This is a genomic window from Granulicella sp. L60, from assembly GCF_009765825.1.
Lineage (GTDB): Bacteria > Acidobacteriota > Terriglobia > Terriglobales > Acidobacteriaceae > Edaphobacter.
The window spans coordinates 1-16,825 of record NZ_LMUR01000011.1; the positions used below are offsets into that span (position 1 = coordinate 1).

At 50.5% G+C, this 16,825-nt stretch carries 14 protein-coding genes and 3 pseudogenes; 10 read left to right on the forward strand and 7 right to left on the reverse strand.

Going from position 1 to position 16,825, the window contains the following annotated elements; translation table 11 throughout:
- The 3 genes from GSQ82_RS06340 to GSQ82_RS06350 form a co-directional block, all read left to right on the forward strand.
- On the forward strand, positions 1-237 hold a 237-nt coding region (locus tag GSQ82_RS06340), incomplete at its 5' end, for a DUF417 family protein (protein ID WP_174243047.1).
- Between the two features lie 470 nt (positions 238-707).
- On the forward strand, positions 708-1,724 hold the full coding sequence (locus GSQ82_RS06345; protein ID WP_216847029.1) for an MBL fold metallo-hydrolase: 1,017 nt from the start codon (positions 708-710) through the stop codon (positions 1,722-1,724).
- 137 nt (positions 1,725-1,861) lie between these two features.
- Positions 1,862-2,398, forward strand: a complete 537-nt coding sequence (locus tag GSQ82_RS06350) for a carboxymuconolactone decarboxylase family protein (RefSeq protein WP_158791362.1) — start codon at positions 1,862-1,864, stop codon at positions 2,396-2,398.
- A 324-nt stretch (positions 2,399-2,722) separates the two neighbouring features.
- Here the strand turns inward: GSQ82_RS06350 and GSQ82_RS06355 are convergent, their stop codons facing one another.
- The 3 genes from GSQ82_RS06355 to GSQ82_RS06365 all read right to left on the reverse strand — a co-directional run bounded on the left by GSQ82_RS06355 (position 2,723) and on the right by GSQ82_RS06365 (position 4,523).
- Positions 2,723-3,442, reverse strand: a complete 720-nt coding sequence (locus tag GSQ82_RS06355) for a DUF2490 domain-containing protein (protein ID WP_158791364.1) — start codon at positions 3,440-3,442, stop codon at positions 2,723-2,725.
- A 42-nt stretch (positions 3,443-3,484) separates the two neighbouring features.
- Positions 3,485-3,943, reverse strand: coding sequence for a DUF302 domain-containing protein (locus tag GSQ82_RS06360; RefSeq protein ID WP_158791366.1), 459 nt, complete (start codon positions 3,941-3,943; stop codon positions 3,485-3,487).
- Between the two features lie 70 nt (positions 3,944-4,013).
- Positions 4,014-4,523 (reverse strand): DsrE family protein, encoded by a 510-nt coding sequence (locus tag GSQ82_RS06365; RefSeq protein ID WP_216847030.1) that lies wholly within the window; start codon positions 4,521-4,523, stop codon positions 4,014-4,016.
- Positions 4,524-5,514: 991 nt separating this feature from the next.
- Here GSQ82_RS06365 and GSQ82_RS24970 point away from each other — a divergent pair.
- Positions 5,515-5,922 (forward strand): triacylglycerol lipase, encoded by a 408-nt coding sequence (locus tag GSQ82_RS24970; RefSeq protein WP_254061467.1) that lies wholly within the window; start codon positions 5,515-5,517, stop codon positions 5,920-5,922.
- On the forward strand, positions 5,903-6,295 hold the full coding sequence (locus GSQ82_RS24975; protein WP_254061468.1) for an alpha/beta fold hydrolase: 393 nt from the start codon (positions 5,903-5,905) through the stop codon (positions 6,293-6,295). The genes GSQ82_RS24970 and GSQ82_RS24975 overlap by 20 nt, the downstream gene beginning before the upstream one ends.
- 418 nt (positions 6,296-6,713) lie before the next feature.
- Here the strand turns inward: GSQ82_RS24975 and GSQ82_RS06375 are convergent, their stop codons facing one another.
- The 3 genes from GSQ82_RS06375 to GSQ82_RS06385 form a co-directional block, all read right to left on the reverse strand.
- Positions 6,714-8,327, reverse strand: a complete 1,614-nt coding sequence (locus tag GSQ82_RS06375) for a GMC family oxidoreductase (protein ID WP_158791368.1) — start codon at positions 8,325-8,327, stop codon at positions 6,714-6,716.
- A gap of 165 nt (positions 8,328-8,492) precedes the next feature.
- Positions 8,493-9,791 carry a condensation domain-containing protein gene (locus GSQ82_RS06380; RefSeq protein ID WP_216847031.1) on the reverse strand — a complete coding sequence of 433 codons (1,299 nt, stop codon included), beginning with the start codon at positions 9,789-9,791 and terminating at the stop codon, positions 8,493-8,495.
- Positions 9,792-10,154: 363 nt separating this feature from the next.
- A complete protein-coding gene (locus GSQ82_RS06385) occupies positions 10,155-11,555 on the reverse strand; it encodes a folylpolyglutamate synthase/dihydrofolate synthase family protein (protein ID WP_254061469.1) in 1,401 nt (466 codons plus the stop codon).
- Between the two features lie 144 nt (positions 11,556-11,699).
- Between GSQ82_RS06385 and GSQ82_RS06390 the strand changes: the two genes are divergently transcribed.
- From GSQ82_RS06390 to GSQ82_RS06405, 5 genes and pseudogenes are all read left to right on the forward strand, one after another.
- Entirely contained in the window at positions 11,700-11,972 is a 273-nt protein-coding gene (locus GSQ82_RS06390) for a S9 family peptidase (protein WP_158791374.1), read from the forward strand.
- 229 nt (positions 11,973-12,201) lie between these two features.
- Positions 12,202-12,303, forward strand: a pseudogene (locus tag GSQ82_RS06395) (transposase); the annotation flags it as partial.
- A 614-nt stretch (positions 12,304-12,917) separates the two neighbouring features.
- Positions 12,918-13,252 (forward strand): annotated as a pseudogene (locus GSQ82_RS24980) (IS5/IS1182 family transposase); the annotation flags it as partial.
- A gap of 282 nt (positions 13,253-13,534) precedes the next feature.
- Positions 13,535-14,542 carry a hypothetical protein gene (locus tag GSQ82_RS06400; protein ID WP_158791376.1) on the forward strand — a complete coding sequence of 336 codons (1,008 nt, stop codon included), beginning with the start codon at positions 13,535-13,537 and terminating at the stop codon, positions 14,540-14,542.
- Between the two features lie 404 nt (positions 14,543-14,946).
- Positions 14,947-16,368, forward strand: coding sequence for a hypothetical protein (locus GSQ82_RS06405; RefSeq protein WP_158791378.1), 1,422 nt, complete (start codon positions 14,947-14,949; stop codon positions 16,366-16,368).
- Positions 16,369-16,414: 46 nt separating this feature from the next.
- On the opposite strand, the pseudogene GSQ82_RS06410 reads toward GSQ82_RS06405, so the two are convergent.
- Positions 16,415-16,821: pseudogene (locus GSQ82_RS06410) on the reverse strand (ISNCY family transposase); the annotation flags it as partial.
- Between the last annotated feature and the right edge of the window lie 4 nt (positions 16,822-16,825).

Genomic DNA, 16,825 nt, shown 5'->3' on the forward strand with positions numbered 1-16,825 from the left:
CAGAGCCTTCTTCTATCTCGCTTGCCTCTGGATCACAATGCGCAGGTGTTTATGAAACACGCTCTAGTAACCACCCCCGAAGCATGGGTTCCGGCTCTCGGAGATTCAGCTTATGGGTTCCCTTATTTGTCAGGAGCGGGGAGGCTTATCGTCAAAGACGTAATCATGCTTGGGGCAGCGGTCGTTACGTTGGCGGACTCGGCTAAGGCCTACCTCCGTCGCAAGTCGTCTTTGTGATCGTTGGCATTCATGCAGCAAACCTTCCTGCTTAAAGTAAAGTGATTACCACGCAAGACGTCATAAGTGGAGATCCAGGACAAAAGTGATGGGCCGCCTCTTATTTGGTGTTAAGGTCGCTGCTGGATCTTTCGCTCCCGTTGCTATGGAAAGCAGTTGAAGCGTTGAACATGCACGAAGATGTTATGTCAGATATTGAATGGGCAATTTGACATACGTGCATTTCCATAAATCCAGTGCATTCATGGAAGCTTTTGGTTTTCACTCTGATTAGAGTTGTTTAGAGATTACTTATGCCGAAACTTGAGGCATAGTCGCGACAAGAAAACGGCTATCGTCTCTGGATACCGGATAGTCGTGGACTCAATACATGGCCATGTCGATTCGCCGGTACAAAGGTATGTACTTGGGCGTGTATGCAGGATGCTATTGGAAAGTCAAATCGGCCCAAACGAGGAAAATAAATCAATATGAGGCATTTCTTAGAAAATCTCATCGTCATAGGGTGCAATCGTCCCCTTTCAAAGGTCCTTTATGCTGGCTTCGCATTGTGTCTCCTTGTACCACCTGCGTTCGCCCAGACTCCGCCGACTTCAGTGCAACCGTTGCCCTCAGGTATTATGCCAAATGATTATTTTCATACGGGCGCAGGGGCTCATTATCTTCGCAGAGCAGAGGGTGATCTGGTAACAGAAAAGTTGCGTGGAAATATCAGCGTAATAATGGGATCTGGAGCCAACGTCATCATTTTATCCGGAAAACAAGGAAAGTTTCTCGTTGACGCGGGCATTGGGGTGTCAGAGTCCAAAATGAAGGTCGCACTCAGCGCGATCAGTCCTACACCAGTGAAATACGTAGTGAATACTCATTGGCATTGGGATCATACTGATGGTAATGCTTGGCTGCATGAATCTGGCGCAACTATCGTCGCACAACGGAATACGCTGAAGCATTTGTCTCAAGCGACTCACGTTGACGATTGGAACTGGACGCTCCCACCTGTAACAGCCGATGCACGTCCGACTCTCCTAATAGATGACAGCAAGATATTCAGGTTCGGAGGGGACATAATTCATGTTGAACATTATGGTCCTGGCCATACCGATGGCGATGTATGGATCTATTTTGAAAAAGCAGATGTGATGGCTCTTGGAGATCTATTTTGGAATGGCAACTATCCATTTATTGATAACCAGGATGGCGGCAATATCAACGACGCGATCAAATGGGCCGACAAAGCAGTCGAACGCACTACCGATAAGACAATTATGATTCCCGGCCACGGTCCAGTCGGCACACGCGCTCAGTTGATTGAATTTCGCAATATGCTCGTAACAGTACGCGACAACATAGCTGCACTGAAGCGTCAGGGCAAATCAATAGATGAAGTAGTTGCTGCAAAACCAACGGCAGCGTTTGACGATAAGTGGGGACGTTTTGTGATCGCTCCGGCCCACTTTACCAGGTTGGTCTACGCCGGCTTGTGAACTTATGAGATCAGAGCTCTTCGTTACAAATCAGCATAGAGACTACGTTACAACGTCAATATCGCTCTAATTGAAGGCCAGGACTTCGGAAGGAGCGATTTAAAAACGATCCTTGGATCACATAATGGAGAATATCAATGCCGCGCATTTCGCCAGTTCTTGGATCAGCCGATGCAGCTGTTACAGCAATTCTCGATGACATAAAGGCCCGGAGGGGCAAAGTGCCGAATGCTATGGCTACCCTCGCCCAGTCTTCTGCTGCTTTCAACGGCTATCATGCTTTTTCGAAAGCCCTTATGAGGGGTCGTTTGACGAGCCGCCAGCGAGAGATCGTAGCTCTGGTAACCGCACAGGCAAACGCCTGTCAGTATTGCCTCTCGGGTCACACTCAAACCGCAGCGACTGTAGGCTTAAGTTCCTCCGAAATTCTCAATGCCCGGGCTGGAAAGAGCGGCAATGCACTGGACAATGCCATTGCGACGTTTGCCGTGAAGGTAATTCAGCACAAAGGCCTGGTAGACGATGCAGATCTTGCGGTTGCGCGAGAGGCTGGTGTTGACGATGGTCTGATGGTTGAAGTTATTGCCAATATTTCCCTGAATACCCTCACGAATTACAACAATCGCCTTGCCGACACGGAGATCGACTTTCCTGCAGTGCAGGTTGAGCTATAAACGATTCTGGGTAATTGGTTGCCGATTGGGCTGATAGCAATCCCGTGGGTTACTATTCCCAGTGGATGTGGCTGCATGGACATAAATCAACCACATCTGCTGACTGCCAATTGAGATGGAGCGATAGCCACCCTCGACTCTTTCAATCGAATGCGGCAGGCAGTCTTCGCAAGAGGGCTGACGTATCGCACCCGATTCTCGCCAGCAATTACACATCCGCCAAAAGGAAACCGAGGCTGTTGGTCTCACCATTTGATCGGTGATGTAAGAATGGTACGCAGCACTGGCAGCAGCGAAGCACGTTCCATGCGAGAGCTGATGGGCTCATTTCATGTGCCTTGGAAAATAAAGATTGAGAATGAATCCTGCAGCGTTAATCTGCTGATTAGGTCGGGGTCCCGTGTCGTTATCATGTTCGTAATAGGAATCGAGATCGAGGTGTCTACTGAGTGGCAGCAGACAGCCTACGTCGAGGCGTGTGTTACTCCACTTTCCATACCTACTGGTATGGAGGAATTCGACGCTGGCATAAGGGCCGGGATGATAGGAGCGAATCGTGAAACGGCGTTCCATGGTTAATCGATTGCGATAGCGCCAGTCAAGACTGCCGTCGGTCCGATCTATATCGGCGCGGTTTCGGTCGGTAACTAATATATGCCCCCATAAGGGCAGATGGACTTCTACAACTGGATCCACTCGACTAGTTGTAGGTTTGCCCGGATAGATGAGTTTCCGGTAACCAATTGACATCGTGAGGGGTACGGATTTTGTCTCATCAAGATTGAAGAGTGTGACCTCTCTGAGAATGCGAATCGGCTTCAGGTAAAACTCTATGCTGGGCCCCAACTCCGTACCAATGAGTCCACTATCGTCCAGCATCCGTTTATCCTGAAACACGAGGCGAACATTTAAGTTCAATCCGACATGAACATCTAATTCGGGCAAAGACTCGGTCATCGCCGACTTTTGGGCGCGCCCAGGAATACACAATAGCAATACGAGGGAAGCTCCGATAAACCTCGGACCGATAATGCGCTTCATCATTTTTCCTGGAGCGCGCCCATGTCAAATTACCAGACGGCGTAATTACTCGGCAGCGCTATTAGCCAATGCTTTGACGGCAGAGATATTCTGCACGAGGTTATCCGGCAGGTTGTGTCTCTCTTTTAAATATTGGGGGCTATTGTAGGAGAGCCAGACCATTCCCTGGCTATCTTCCCAAACAAGAATCTTCAACGGGAGATCAAGAGCGATGCTGGGTGCGGCTAGCATCGGGGCCGTCCCTCCCTTGGGATTGCCGAAAATTAGAAGTTTAGTGGGGAGCATTGTTATGCCTACCTTTGCAGCTTCTCCGCTGTGATCGATCACAGCGAAGAGGGTGATCCCCTTCGATTGGAGAATACCCTTGAGTTTATCGACGGTCTGGTCGACCGAGTGATTGCTGGAAACATTGATAATTCCGTTATTCGCCTGAGCGGGGTTATCGAATCCCCATGCCGGTAAAACAAACGCTAAGAGCAATGGAATTAAGTGCAAGTGTCTCATGATTTATCTCCTGTACTTTCAAAATCAGATGTTGGTCTCAACGTGGAGTATGGCGATATAGGCCAGTCTTTTACTGGTAAATGAGGGTGTAACCCTGCTGCTCCAGTTGAGTTACTCTGATCATCGCGTCGGTATCTACCTTCACTCCGAAAATAAGGTCTGCATTGCCCCAATGATTGGCGTGGGCGGTGGCACCACATAATTCGACTTGCACACCCTCCTTCATCCATCCAGCGATAAGTGCCCCGTAGGGGTTACCCGTTTTAACATGACGGTTGATGTTATAAGCCTCGTCATTCAGCACGAAATAGGCAGCATCTCCGTGAAGAACGGCAACAATCTGACCTTTGGTATTACCATCGCGGAAATCATTGGCCAGCAAATTGAGGTCTCCTATGACAAAGGGCATATCGCCAAGGTAAACTGCATGGCCGATGTCGAACACAACATTAGCTTTTTCTAACTTTACGGGAATGTCTACATGAAGGGAATGCTCGGCGTGATCCTGTCCGCTCGCTGAACTTAGGCTAAGGAAAAGACAGGCGATCAGTATGGCCCCAAAAGATCTGTTCTTAAACATAAGATTTCTCCGCGCATTGCTTTCTGGTTGGTTTCGGGATCATTGACGGGATTTTGAACAAAGGTTTAGCAATAGAGCTAATATTTCGAAGAACATATTGACAGGTTGAGGATGTATATATTCTGAATTCCAAAATGCTGTGGCGTTGCCACGTCTCACGCTTCACCTTACGGGTCTCGCTGAATAAAGTAGAGACGATCCTCGCCGAGTGCCATTATCTTTTAGTCACTTCTGGATTTGCTAAAAATTCCATCCCTCAATGTGCTTCAAGAACAGCCCGTGCGATTAACTCCTGCTTTGCAAATCTCCTGGAACGATTTCTCCTCGAGGTCACTGCCTGTTATTAGTGGGGCAAGATCGATAGAGATTACTTACTTGACTCTCAAACAGTGGATCAACCTCTAATTCTCAGGGATCCCTATAGATATCACCCCTTGCGAATATAAGTAGTGTAGAAAAAGCAAGGAAGAGCGTCTTTCGTGATCGAACCGAGACTTACGGAAATGCACGATTATGAGCTGGATCACATCGAAGGCTTCTTCCAAACTTTGGAGGGGTTAGCGGGTGCAGATTCCAAAGGTGAAGTTAGAATGCCTAGGTAGCTAGCCATACCGCCGACGATGATTCATTGGCACGTCCCTTCCGTGGGCCTGTCTCAGTTCTCAGGCATGTTCTAAGGAATAATTACTGCGTCACCAAGGGCCGAGAGAGAGTGCAATACAACAGGATTCATGGTCGTGCATTTATCCAAAATGTGGTTCGATCACGAAAGATTCCCTGTCTTTCTGCTCTTACACTAGATGTGGTTGCAGATGGCGAGTCCGAAGGGGGACGTGAAGAATGCGAGGTCGATGTAGCGTCGAAAATGACATAAGCGATCTCCATCGCTTGCAAACTACGTGTCCATGATGCTCATGCGATTCGTATGGTGAAGTCTGACTTACTCTAGGGCCTATAGCTGCCGCGATCAATATCATTTGGAGGAATCACAGTGCTGAAACAAGTCACAACATTTGCGGCGGTATTACTCGCGTTCATTGCTTTGCCGGAAGCTAAGCCTGTGTTCGCACAGAACGCTCCGGCAAAGAATATTGTCCTCGTGCACGGTGCCTGGGTCGACGGGTCCGGATGGAAACCGGTTTACGCTATTCTTGTCAAAGATGGGTATAAGGTTTTCGTCGTGCAGGAACCTCTTACCTCATTTGAGGCAGATGTAGCCGCGACGCGACGCATTCTTGCTATGCAGTCCGGGCCAACTGTGCTGGTCGGTCATAGCTACGGGGGGAGCGTGATCTCGCAAGCCGGCACTGATTCCCACGTTGTCAGCCTGGTCTATGTCGCGGCCCATATGCCCGATGCTGGCGAGAGTGAATCAGCGGATGGCAAGAAAATTCTCTAGCGATCTAGCTAAATCTCGATTCATCAAGTCCACTTCTGACGACTTCAACTATCTCGATCAGGTCGCTTTCCCTTCATACTTTGCTGCGGATCTTCCTCAGGCTCAAGCTAAGTTTGAGGCCAACTCGCAAATATTGACTTCAATTTCGAACTTTGCTGGCATCGTCACGACACCAGCGTGGCGCGTTAAGCCAAGTTGGGTGATCGTTGCTGGTGCAGACCGGATCATCAATCCCGAGCTCGAGCGTTGGTACGCTAAGCGAGCCAATAGCCATACATTGGAGATCACCGGTGCGAGCCACTCTGTGTACGAGTCTCATCCCAAAGAGGTAGCGGCGATCATCGAAAAGGCAGCGCAGGCAGCTTCCCGATAGCATTCACTGTCTAATGGAAACCTGAATGTGGATATCCAAGGCAAATGCGTCTTGTACTTTCCCTTTGAGGGTATCGCCTGCAGACCTATATTCGAACCGTTACCGAAACCGAGAAAGATAGATCTATATCTTCGTAGCACCGTAAACGATGTTCCGAAGGATGCGAGGTAGCGATGGCTAATATATGGCTAATGTGTAGATGAGGCCAGAGCTTTGTGCCTGATGCTTGGGAAACTCTCCTGCTTGCCCCAACTCGTTCAAGCTGACGAGAGAACTTGTGCACCTCCCTTACTCAACAGCGAGGACAGACATCAACGAGCCTCATTGTCACTAAAGCTTTATTAAGGGATGGACATCAATTAATAACATGTCCACACGATGTCCCCAGAGGACAAGCTAGACCGTTGCGCTCGAAGCTTCAGACGCCATGGTGGCTTCGTATGGCGTCGCTTGCTCGCTCTCCAATCACCACGGAAGGTGCCATCGTGTTGCCAGTGGTGATACGGGGAAGCACCGAAGCATCGGCAATTCGAAGTCTCTGCACTCCATGTACCAACAAATCGCCTCCGACTACCGACATGTCGTCCTTACCCATCTTTGCCGTGGAACTCTGGTGCCAGAAAGTTTGTACGGTACGTCGGAGATAGTCTTCCATGCCTCTATCGTCGAGATTCCCGGGTTCCAGTTCGCGACCAGCGAATGCTCGCAGAGAAGGTGACCTCCCTAACTCGCGACAGAACTTGAGGGCCGTGAGGGCTGCAGTTCTATCCATGGGATCGGACAAGAGGTTTGGCTCGATACGCATGCCGTCCGAGGCATTCGGACCGGTCAAGAGCAGTTGGCCACGGCTTCGAGGCTGGAGCACGGCCGACCGAATTCCCCAGACCATACTTTTTGGTCTAGCTCCTCCATTCTCCGTGGCAAGAGGGCGTGCAATCAGGTACGCAGCTATGTCAGGCGTAAGTTTCTCAGGAGCGCTTTTCCATAGAGCAATAGCCTGGGTCAACACTGAAGTCGATTCGGGGACCTCCGGTGCTTCCCAGAGACAACCCGATAACGGATGGTCCTGGAGGTTCTGGCCAACACCGGGCAGGTGGTTAATGACAGGTATACCAAAACGGATGAGTTGGTCGCGTGGACCAATTCCAGACTGCATCAGCAGCTTTGGAGTTTGTATCGCTCCAGATGAGACGACAACTTCTACACCCGCCTGTACGGTGACTACTTTGCCCAGATGAATGAATTCCACGCCCGTTGCCTTATTGTCAGAGAATAGGATCTTCGTGACAAGTGCTCTTGTCAGTACGGTTAGATTGGGACGGTCCATTACGGGATAGGTGTAGGAGCGAAAGATGGACTGGCGGCTTCCATCATGCACATTCAACTCGGCTATGGAGCAACCGCTATCGGCTTCCATTAAAGGACCATTCTGAGAGTCGAATCGTGGGATTCCGGCAGACACTACCGCTTCTAGAAAGGCGGGCGCTAAAGGTGCATTGCGATTAGGCGTTATATATACCTGACCCCTGTGTCCGCGGTAATTAATATCGGCTTCTCCGCGCCAGTCCTCGATCCGGTGATATAGCTTGCGGACAGCTTCGTGGCACCACGCCGAATCCCCAGTACATTCTGCAAAGAAGTCCCAGTCACTCTTGTGACCTACGAGCCATACACACGCGTTGATGCTGGAACCTCCACCAAGAACCTTGCCCATTGGGTATGGTAGGGTGCGCCCTAGAAGATGCTTTTCTGGCTGTGTTTCGAACTGCCAGGCAAGATCAGATTTAAGCGTCGACGGCCAGAGATTGGGATTTGTGCAGGAAGGTAAATCATCACTTCCTCCGGCCTCCAGCAGCAGTACTTTCACGTTCTCATTCTCTGCAAGTCGTCGAGCTATCACCGAACCGGTACTCCCAGCTCCACAGATCACAAAGTCGTATGAGCTTAAGATATTCTCAGCTAAGCGCTGCTGATTCTGAGCCACTCGTAACGAGAAACTCGCATTCAAGTTAGATACTTTTGATGGTTCCATCAAAAAACGTCCTTGCTCTCTTCCCTTATCTATAGAAACCCACCATATGCGCACTAGGTTCAATCTCCAAGAGCGCAACCGTAACCAAGGACCGCAGTACAGCGGCAAAGCTCTTACAAATCGTGATCCAATCTCGTGAGAGGGCATGGAGACGCCGTCGAATCGTCACCAGGAGCACGCGTCGAGTAATCGTCCCACAGCATTTTCTAAAAGATCCTCGATGGGCGTATAGCTTGTGTGAACGAGGCACATCGAGTCATTTGTGGTCGCAAGTGCAACAGCCTGGACGCCCTCGACTTCATTCAAGGCTGACGGACCCCAGACGGCTTCCAGATGGATGTCTCCGAAGTTTGTATCGAAGGGGATCCGTTGCACGTTTGTGACAACAAGATCGTGCTTTAACCCTTGGGATGCGAATTTTGAGAGGCCCTCGGCATCCGTGCCTTCCGGAAGAGCCGTTTCAACGGCGTGACTCAACTCGATAATGCTCTCGAGTGTCAGAGAGGGAGCCAGGGCCTCTTTAGCCCAGCGAGCTAACTGCCAAAGATCGGTGGAGGGCTTCGGCTCAAATGGAACGATGCCGACAGCAACTGAAAGAGCACAATCCTCGTGGTTGCCCAGCAGCTTTCGTATATTGATCATCGACATGACTCGGATCTCTTGATCGTTCCATGCTGGACTGGAGTCTCTGCCCGCAAGAGTCAATGCAGCACAAACGGCTGCATGAACTGTAGTGCCCTCTTGCTTTGCCTTTCGGATTAGAGTCAACGTCTGAAGTTCGGACAAGCGGAGGCTTCTTACCTTCGGACTTCCAAACTTTCTCGCCAGTTTGATCTCTTTTTCTTTCTTGGGACCTGCGGCGACACGATCTTCAGAGGCCCGCGCAGAGTATGTTTTGTAGAGAGAGGCAAATCGCTCCTCTTGAGAAGGAGGTGTGCCCAACATGTCCAACGTCGTCCCGCTGACGGCTTGAAGCAGATCTCGGATGAGATACACCATCGACATTCCATCCGCAATCGCGTGGTGACTTGTAAGAATAATGTCGCACTCGTCTTCTTCGAGTAAAAGCACTACTCTGAATAGGGGGGCGATGGTTTCATCAAATGGAATTTCTAACTGTCTCGTCAGCTCTTCCTGCCACTGACCAGCCGACATGCGCTCTTTGATGACAAGCGGGACCTCACATCCCTGTGCCAGGTGAAAGGTTGGTCCGGATTGATCGTCCTCGTCTAGGAAGACATTGAGAAATGGATGTCGCCGTTGGATTTGCTTCAAAGCGCTTCGCCACATTGTTTCCGTGGTTGCGCCCATTACATGGGCAGCCATGACGAAGTGGTTCGGATGATTCTGGTTCCAGAGCCAGTGGAGCCGCTCGACTGTGCCGAGCTTTCGTAGTATTAGGGAGTTCGGTGAGGGGGTCAGCGAATTGAATATAGCCATAGTTTTCCTTTGCTTCTGCCGCATTGATAAGCTTGACGTTTATTTCTTTATGCATGATCTGTAACAGAGCCTGTTTGCTCTTCTTCATGGACGGCAGAATATTTGTTCAGCAAACTATCGTTTGTGACTGAGGCTACGACCGTCTCCTCTCGGAATCTTCGACAGTCCATTCCCTGGATACAACACATGCCCTTCCGTTTTGTTCCTGTTGGTTGCTCTACTTCATGAGTCCGCTTTACGCGACCTGTAGATATGGTACGGCAAATATATTTGCAGTGGTGCAGTGACTTAACCCCACGCCGCGCGCAATTAGGCTACAAAACTTAGCCGTAAGAGAGCGACTGCGTTACTCAGTTCTATTATCTAGATCGGGTTCCCAGATTTGTTTCAGCTCTTGCCAGCGAGAAGGAGATGGCGTGCTTCACCTACTAAGAAAAGGGAGCCTGCAATAACAATAGTGGAATTGGCTGTCTCTTGAGCCTCTTTGAGTGCGTCGGCTACGGAGGCATGCATCAAGGTGACGGCACCGATAGAATCGGTAGCAGCTTTTAGCTCCTCCAGCGAGGCGGCCCGCGGGTTGTTCACAGCAACGAGGTGAATACGATCAATAGAACCGCGGAATAGTGGAAATAACTTCTGTGCCATCTCATGGATAGACTTGTCGCGGAGCGCCCCAAAAATTAGTTGGTGTGGCAATCCACTGGCGCTATTGAAAATCGATGAGAGATATAACCGGAGCGTGGCAATACCTGCAGGGTTGTGTGCCACGTCGAGCAGGATGGTCGAATGGTTGTCGCCCGACATAAATTCGAGCCGGCCCGGCCAGTAGGTTTGGTGGATGCCTTGTTCGATGGAGGCAGACGTAATTCTCGAGAACCCATGATTTCGTTGAAGCTCAAATGCAGAGGCGATCGCAATGGCGAGATTGCGCCGTTGATGTTGGCCAGCAAGAGGCGAGTTCACTCTGAGGTGATCGACCCCAACGCCAATTGTATACTGATTTGTCCAGCTTGAAGACTGATCGTCATGTGAAGGGAGGTAGTCAGCTGCATTTACGCGACGGACATTGAGACTAGTGACCACATCCTCGATAACCTCGTCGACTTCAGGATGTTGGGGGAGCGTAACGAGAATGCCTTCGGAGCGTAGAATTCCTACCTTCTCTCTCGCAATTTTTGCAACCGTGTCGCCAAGCCATTCCATATGATCAAGATCAATATCCGTGAGGATGGAGACAAGAGGCTGGACGATATTTGAGGCGTCAAGACGCCCTCCGAGGCCGACTTCAAGGACTGCAATGTCGACTTGTTGCTCGGCAAAGTAACGGAATGCAAGAGCCGTCATGACCTCAAACAAAGAAGGGGACTGCGAGAGTGTTCCTTTGCGTGTAAGCTCTGTGCCGACATTATCTATTTGCGTATACAGGCGGGAAAAATCATCGTCAGTGATGGCGACGAGCTGATTGTTGGACGCACCAGAACCAGAAGTTTGGATGCGTTCATTAATTCGGGACAGATGCGGCGAAGTGTAAAGACCTGTCTTGTAGCCTGAGGCATTGAGAATGCTTGCAATGGTGGCGGAAGTTGATCCTTTGCCGTTGGTGCCTGCGATTAGGATAGAAGGGTAGCGCCCCTGCGGACTATCGAGTGAATCAGCTAAAATCCGCATCTGGTTGAGGTCGAACTCACGATTTGGGGTTGTTTCTCCAGGACGTGGAGCGAGTTCGAATCCGCGGGAGTACAAATGTTTGACGGCGGCTTCATATGTCATAGGCGGGGTATTAGGCATCTTAATTTCGATATATCAGCGATACAGGCCGACACAGTCGATCCGTTCTATTCCTATATCCTTGGTTAAGTTTATAGATCTAGAAATGCAATGAGTCTTTCGAAAATGATTGAGTTTTGTAAAAACACACGATGAAGCGCGGGAATGGGAGACTGCCTGTCATCATCTGGTGCCGGCAGTGGTGTCGGTGAGATAGAAGTCATCAACACTAGAAACCTGATGATCATGAGCAGCTGGGCGCGGCACGGATACATCATGCTCGCCTCGAACTACCGTGGAGGTCCTCGCAGTGAGGGCAACGATGAGGACGGTGGATTTGACGTCCATGACTTGCTCGCCCTGATCAAGGCGTCGAGAAGCCTTTCTAACGCTGACCGGGAAATATACTTCTCAACAGCGAATCACGGCGCGGAATGATGGTCCATGAGACTCTCGCCACGAATCCAAGCGTTCAAGCGGCCGTTGTCAACAGTGGTGTCGTAGATATGAGCGCGGGCGAGGCGCCTCGCCCAGATCAAAAAAATGGACAAGTTGATCAACAAGGCGGTTCCCAACTATGAAAGGGAGTGGGCTAGGGTTCAGATAGCCGATTTCAAAATCCCATTGGTTCAAGCCGCATTGATATCCGTTCGGCGAACCACTCTTCAACTGTGTTTTCATCAACGGTGTAATTTGGGTCCTGCGTTCCGGAGTGCACTGGCACGCCCTTCCCGAGCGTTATCGCAAGTACAAGAGCGTTCACAAGCGTGAAGATGTGTCTCGATACTTAGGTTGAAGAGGAGGATGGGCGTAGTCGCAAGAAACGCAGGACGATCATCCGACTGCTTATGCTTCGACAAAACCTTATGTGGGCGAAAGCATGAAGTTCTGTCCGAGAAACGAGTGTGTTAGCCGTGCATGTCCGGTTTGATGAGGGAGATGTGAAAACGAGCATGTTCTTGACAATAAGGCAACGGAGGACGAAAAGGCCCGACCTAACCACCGCGTCATATCTCGACTCTGCACGTTTGTATAGCTACACAAAAAATCCACTCGGTCCGAAGAATGGATCAACCGTATCTATTGCATAACATAGCCCTGACATGGCTGATAAGTCTTAATCGAGAGAAGATATCAAGTCTGGCACATGCCGGACTTTTCCATTTAACCCAGTTACCCGAAAGGGTTTACCGGCGTCATCGACGAAGTAGGCCGACAGCGTGAAGGTGCTGGGGGCAGGCTCGATCCAGCTCCTGTAAGTTGCCCGAATGCCCTAAATGGTTGGAGCTAGCACTCCCGCGATTATCGCAAGTCGAACACCGTGGTCCAAACACTACCGATTTTCTCCCTTCAGATGGCATGATCTATTCCTTTTGGGCGTGTGCTGTATCGCCCCGTAGTGCGCGTGATACTCCCGAAGGCTACGCACTGCTGGCCGATATGGGAGCGATGCCGGGAGGCTTGCCCATGTTGATGGATCGGGTGTATGAGGGCGCTAGAACCAGACAACCGGTGCCCAACCTGGGAATGATCCCAATGTCCCGCCAAAATCCAATAGCGTCTACCTGTGGAAGTATGACCGGGCCCTCTATAAGATGCGCAACGAGATCAAGCGCTTCTTCTGGCGGCTCAAGGGCTTCCGCAGAATCTTCTCCCGCTTCGGGAAACTCGACGTCCTATTCCTCGGCTTTGCACTCATCGTCGAAGCTCTCCGATAGTGTGAACACGCTCTAGTACTAACTTACGATGTAGCCTTGATTGCTCTGAAGAAAGGAAGTCGATTTATTCAACAATATAGCTAATGATCGTGCATTCTCAAAAGTCTCCAATCAATCACGAAAGACCTATCCCGTCATCTTTCCTAGACTAGGTTAGAAAGACAATGGAGAAATGTCATTGCAACTTTCGATGCTAATTCATCAGGTGCTTGCTGAAATCTTTTGAGGCTAGATCAACAAACTAAGAATCCACTCCCCAGAACTTTCTCATGAGAGGCTTATATGCATAAATATCAATTTTTGAAGCGATTATTGCCCGTTACCGCGATCCTTGCTGTTCTCATACTTGTGGCTTCCTCCACAAAAGCTTTCGCCACGTTTCCGGGCGAAAGCTCCAAATGGAATCAAGAAAACGTTAATGGCCAAACTCTGCAAACATTGAGCCAATATAGCGAAGCCAGAACCGTTGGTTCGTTTACCCTCATTCGCATGTGGAGGGGGGAGAGCGACGATCAAGTGTGGTTTTCGTTTGGAAATGGACCCAGTGCTGCTATCGGCAACTTCAATCTGGGATCGACACGGACATATCTAGCTCCTGTGATTGTTCCTTACGGGCAAAACAGTTACATGGCACTCCACGTCGGCACTGACGACCACATCTATTACGCCATGATCTATCTTAATAACTCGGGAGAATACCAAAGTTGGACCGGGTATTGGACCGTAATTTCAGGCCAGACCACCCCTTATCCCGTGAGCGCTGTGCAATATAACGTTAACTGTGGTTGTATCTACCTTGTGTATGCGGGGTATAACAATCTGAACGTGTATGGCATGTGGTTTGACGGAAGTACATGGCATGATGGCGGATCCATAAGTAACGGACAGATATATGGGTGGCCCAGTGTTACCTACAATCCTATAGTGAATTCATTGACGATCGTGGGCATGGGTACTAATAGCGTTGTTTGGGTTACCAGTCAACTTATTGGAGCCTCGAGTTGGCCGGACTGGTCCAGTACGGGTTTATATACTCTATATTCCCCCACTATCGCTACTGATAACGTAGGCAACTTCATAATAGGTGGTACGCAAAGCAACACTATACCCTGGTATGCGCTGTTTGACGAAGATTTCAATTTTGAAAGCTACGAAGCGGACCCAACTAATTGGCGGACCAACAATCCGGTTACAATCGCTACAAATGGTTATTTGATGTATGCGTTGATTATTGGACTGGATCACGTCGCTAATTGGAGGCAACTATTCAACCCCTATGCAGGTAAATGAACCCTTCCTGGTTGGCCATGCGGAGGCGCCATACGCAATAGTGTTCCAAGTGTATCTATCCTTGGGGGTAGCGAGAATGGGAGCGGCGACTATTCGCCGCTCCCATTCGTTTCGCCGACACGCTGCGGGGTAGTCCAGTTCTGCTGCAAAGTAACTGAACCCTTCCTAGTTGGTCATGTGGAGGCGTCGTACGCATGATAATTCCGCACGGCAAGGGGTTTTCTCCTTTTTCGCATATCACAGTACAGAATCTGGCGTAAGCATAATGGCTGAGCTTCAGCGGCAGTAAGGATTGTGTTGGATCGTCTCACCATGCCCGATTTGTTGGCTTACCAAGCCTTCGTTAATTAGAAGTACCTGCAGGAAACCCCGTGGTCTTACCGTCTCGCTGCTCTGTGTCGACTATGAAGAAGATATGCATTCTGTTGATGGGTCTAACCTCGGCTCTTGGAGCTGCCGCCCAGGATGTCCGTCAAGTCCATGCTTCGATATCAGGCAGGGTTCTGGATGTCTCTGGAAGTCCCTATCCCGCGCAGGTTCGAGTATTCCTGCTGGCGATCCATGAGGGGTTTGCTTCGCTGGATGCGAGGTGCGGTACAAATACGCACCAGGACGGAGGGTTCGAGTGCCCGACGCTTCCGGAGGGAAGATTCCTTATCCAGGTTCTCCCTCAGCACCGGTCAGGAAAACAGACACAGAAGGCACAAGATGCCGCAGCGGGAGCCCTTCCAGAATCAATCTTCTATCCCGGTGTAACGGATCTCGAACAGGCAACACCAATCTCTTTGCGAAGTAACGAAGCCGGATGGGCCGAAGTACGTATCGCTGATTCACCGTCGTTTGAAGTCACAGGCACGCTCACGGGTCATCCACCAAATGCATTTCTTAGATTGCAGGCAGAGTCGGGTGATGGGCTGACCCTGGATACCAATAGCAATGTCCAATACGATAGCGTCACAGGCCGGTTCGTCATATCGAATGTTCCAGCGGGGCACTATCAACTGACAGCGAATTGGTTCGGAGGCCAGCAAGAGCGACATGTGGAGTCTCCGTTAGGAAGGAACGCTTCTCCGCTGAGCGCTCCCCCCATCGCGGCTGCACCCAATATCGATGTAAACGCTCGGCTCTCTCTTCTTCCACCGGATTGGCTCGCAAACCAGGAAGGGCGGCGTGCGACACTGCGGTTTGTGGTGGCCGCTGCGCCGGTGGATCATCTTATTCTCTCAGCTGCTCCCAATGTGGAGATAAGCGGCCAGCTCCCGACGCTTCCATCGGGAGTAACCCTATCGCAGCTATTGCTCTCGAGTACAGACGGTTCGACACTCGATCGCAATGCGTCGGTAAAAGGCGGAGTGTTCAACTTTCATTCAGTGCCTGCGGGAGAGTACATTCTGAGCCTTCCGCCTGGTAAACAGGCCTACGTGGATTCGGTTTCTGTAGGGGGGAGAAGCGTCGACGGTGCGAAATTCTCAGTTGCGCCGGGGCAAGGCACAGTGAACTTAGAACTGGAGATCAAGGGGCCGAGCATCCCGATGCGTGGCTCTGTGGAGGAGTGGGAGGGATCTGCTGTAAGTGCCGAGGTGATTGCGCAATCTGAGGATTCGGGTGAGATCTACAAAGTAATAACCGATAAGCAGAGGAACTTCTCGTTTGCCGGGGTCAAGCCTGGTGGGTATCGCTTGTTCGCATGGCCTGGGGTCGACACGATCGCATATCGAAGTCCCCTCGTATTGAGAAAGTACAACAATGACAGCACTGAAGTTCGGGTGGACGAAGACGGCATAAGCAGTGCGATTGAACTTTCACCGATCGAAAAGGAACATTGAAGAACTGGGGAGCACCACTAACCGGGCTACGTCTTAGGATGATCTACTTGCGAGCATAAGCCATCGTGAGCTGCTGACTGACGCGCCGCCGCTCACGATGGCACAAGATATCGGCGAGTTGAGTCGCCTTGACATGCAGTGCAGGGTGAAGGTTCTCAGTCTTCTGTGAGGTCAAGGCGAAGCGCTCGTTGAAGTGCTCGACGAACGACGGAAGAAAGCGGTTGTTAGCTGCCATATCGCAAAGGCCGGCTAGTCGCAGTTCCTTGACTAGCCAGCCCTGCAGAGTGCGGTTAGCCCGCTCGATCCAGCCCTTCTCCTGGCTGGAGTTAGCGCAGAGGATCTCAATGTTGAGCTCTACCAGCGCACGACCGAACTGCGTCATCTCGGATCCTCCCATCGCGTCCGTCAGTTCACGCGAAAGACAGTGTGCTTGTCCGAGTAAAAAGCGACCGGGCAA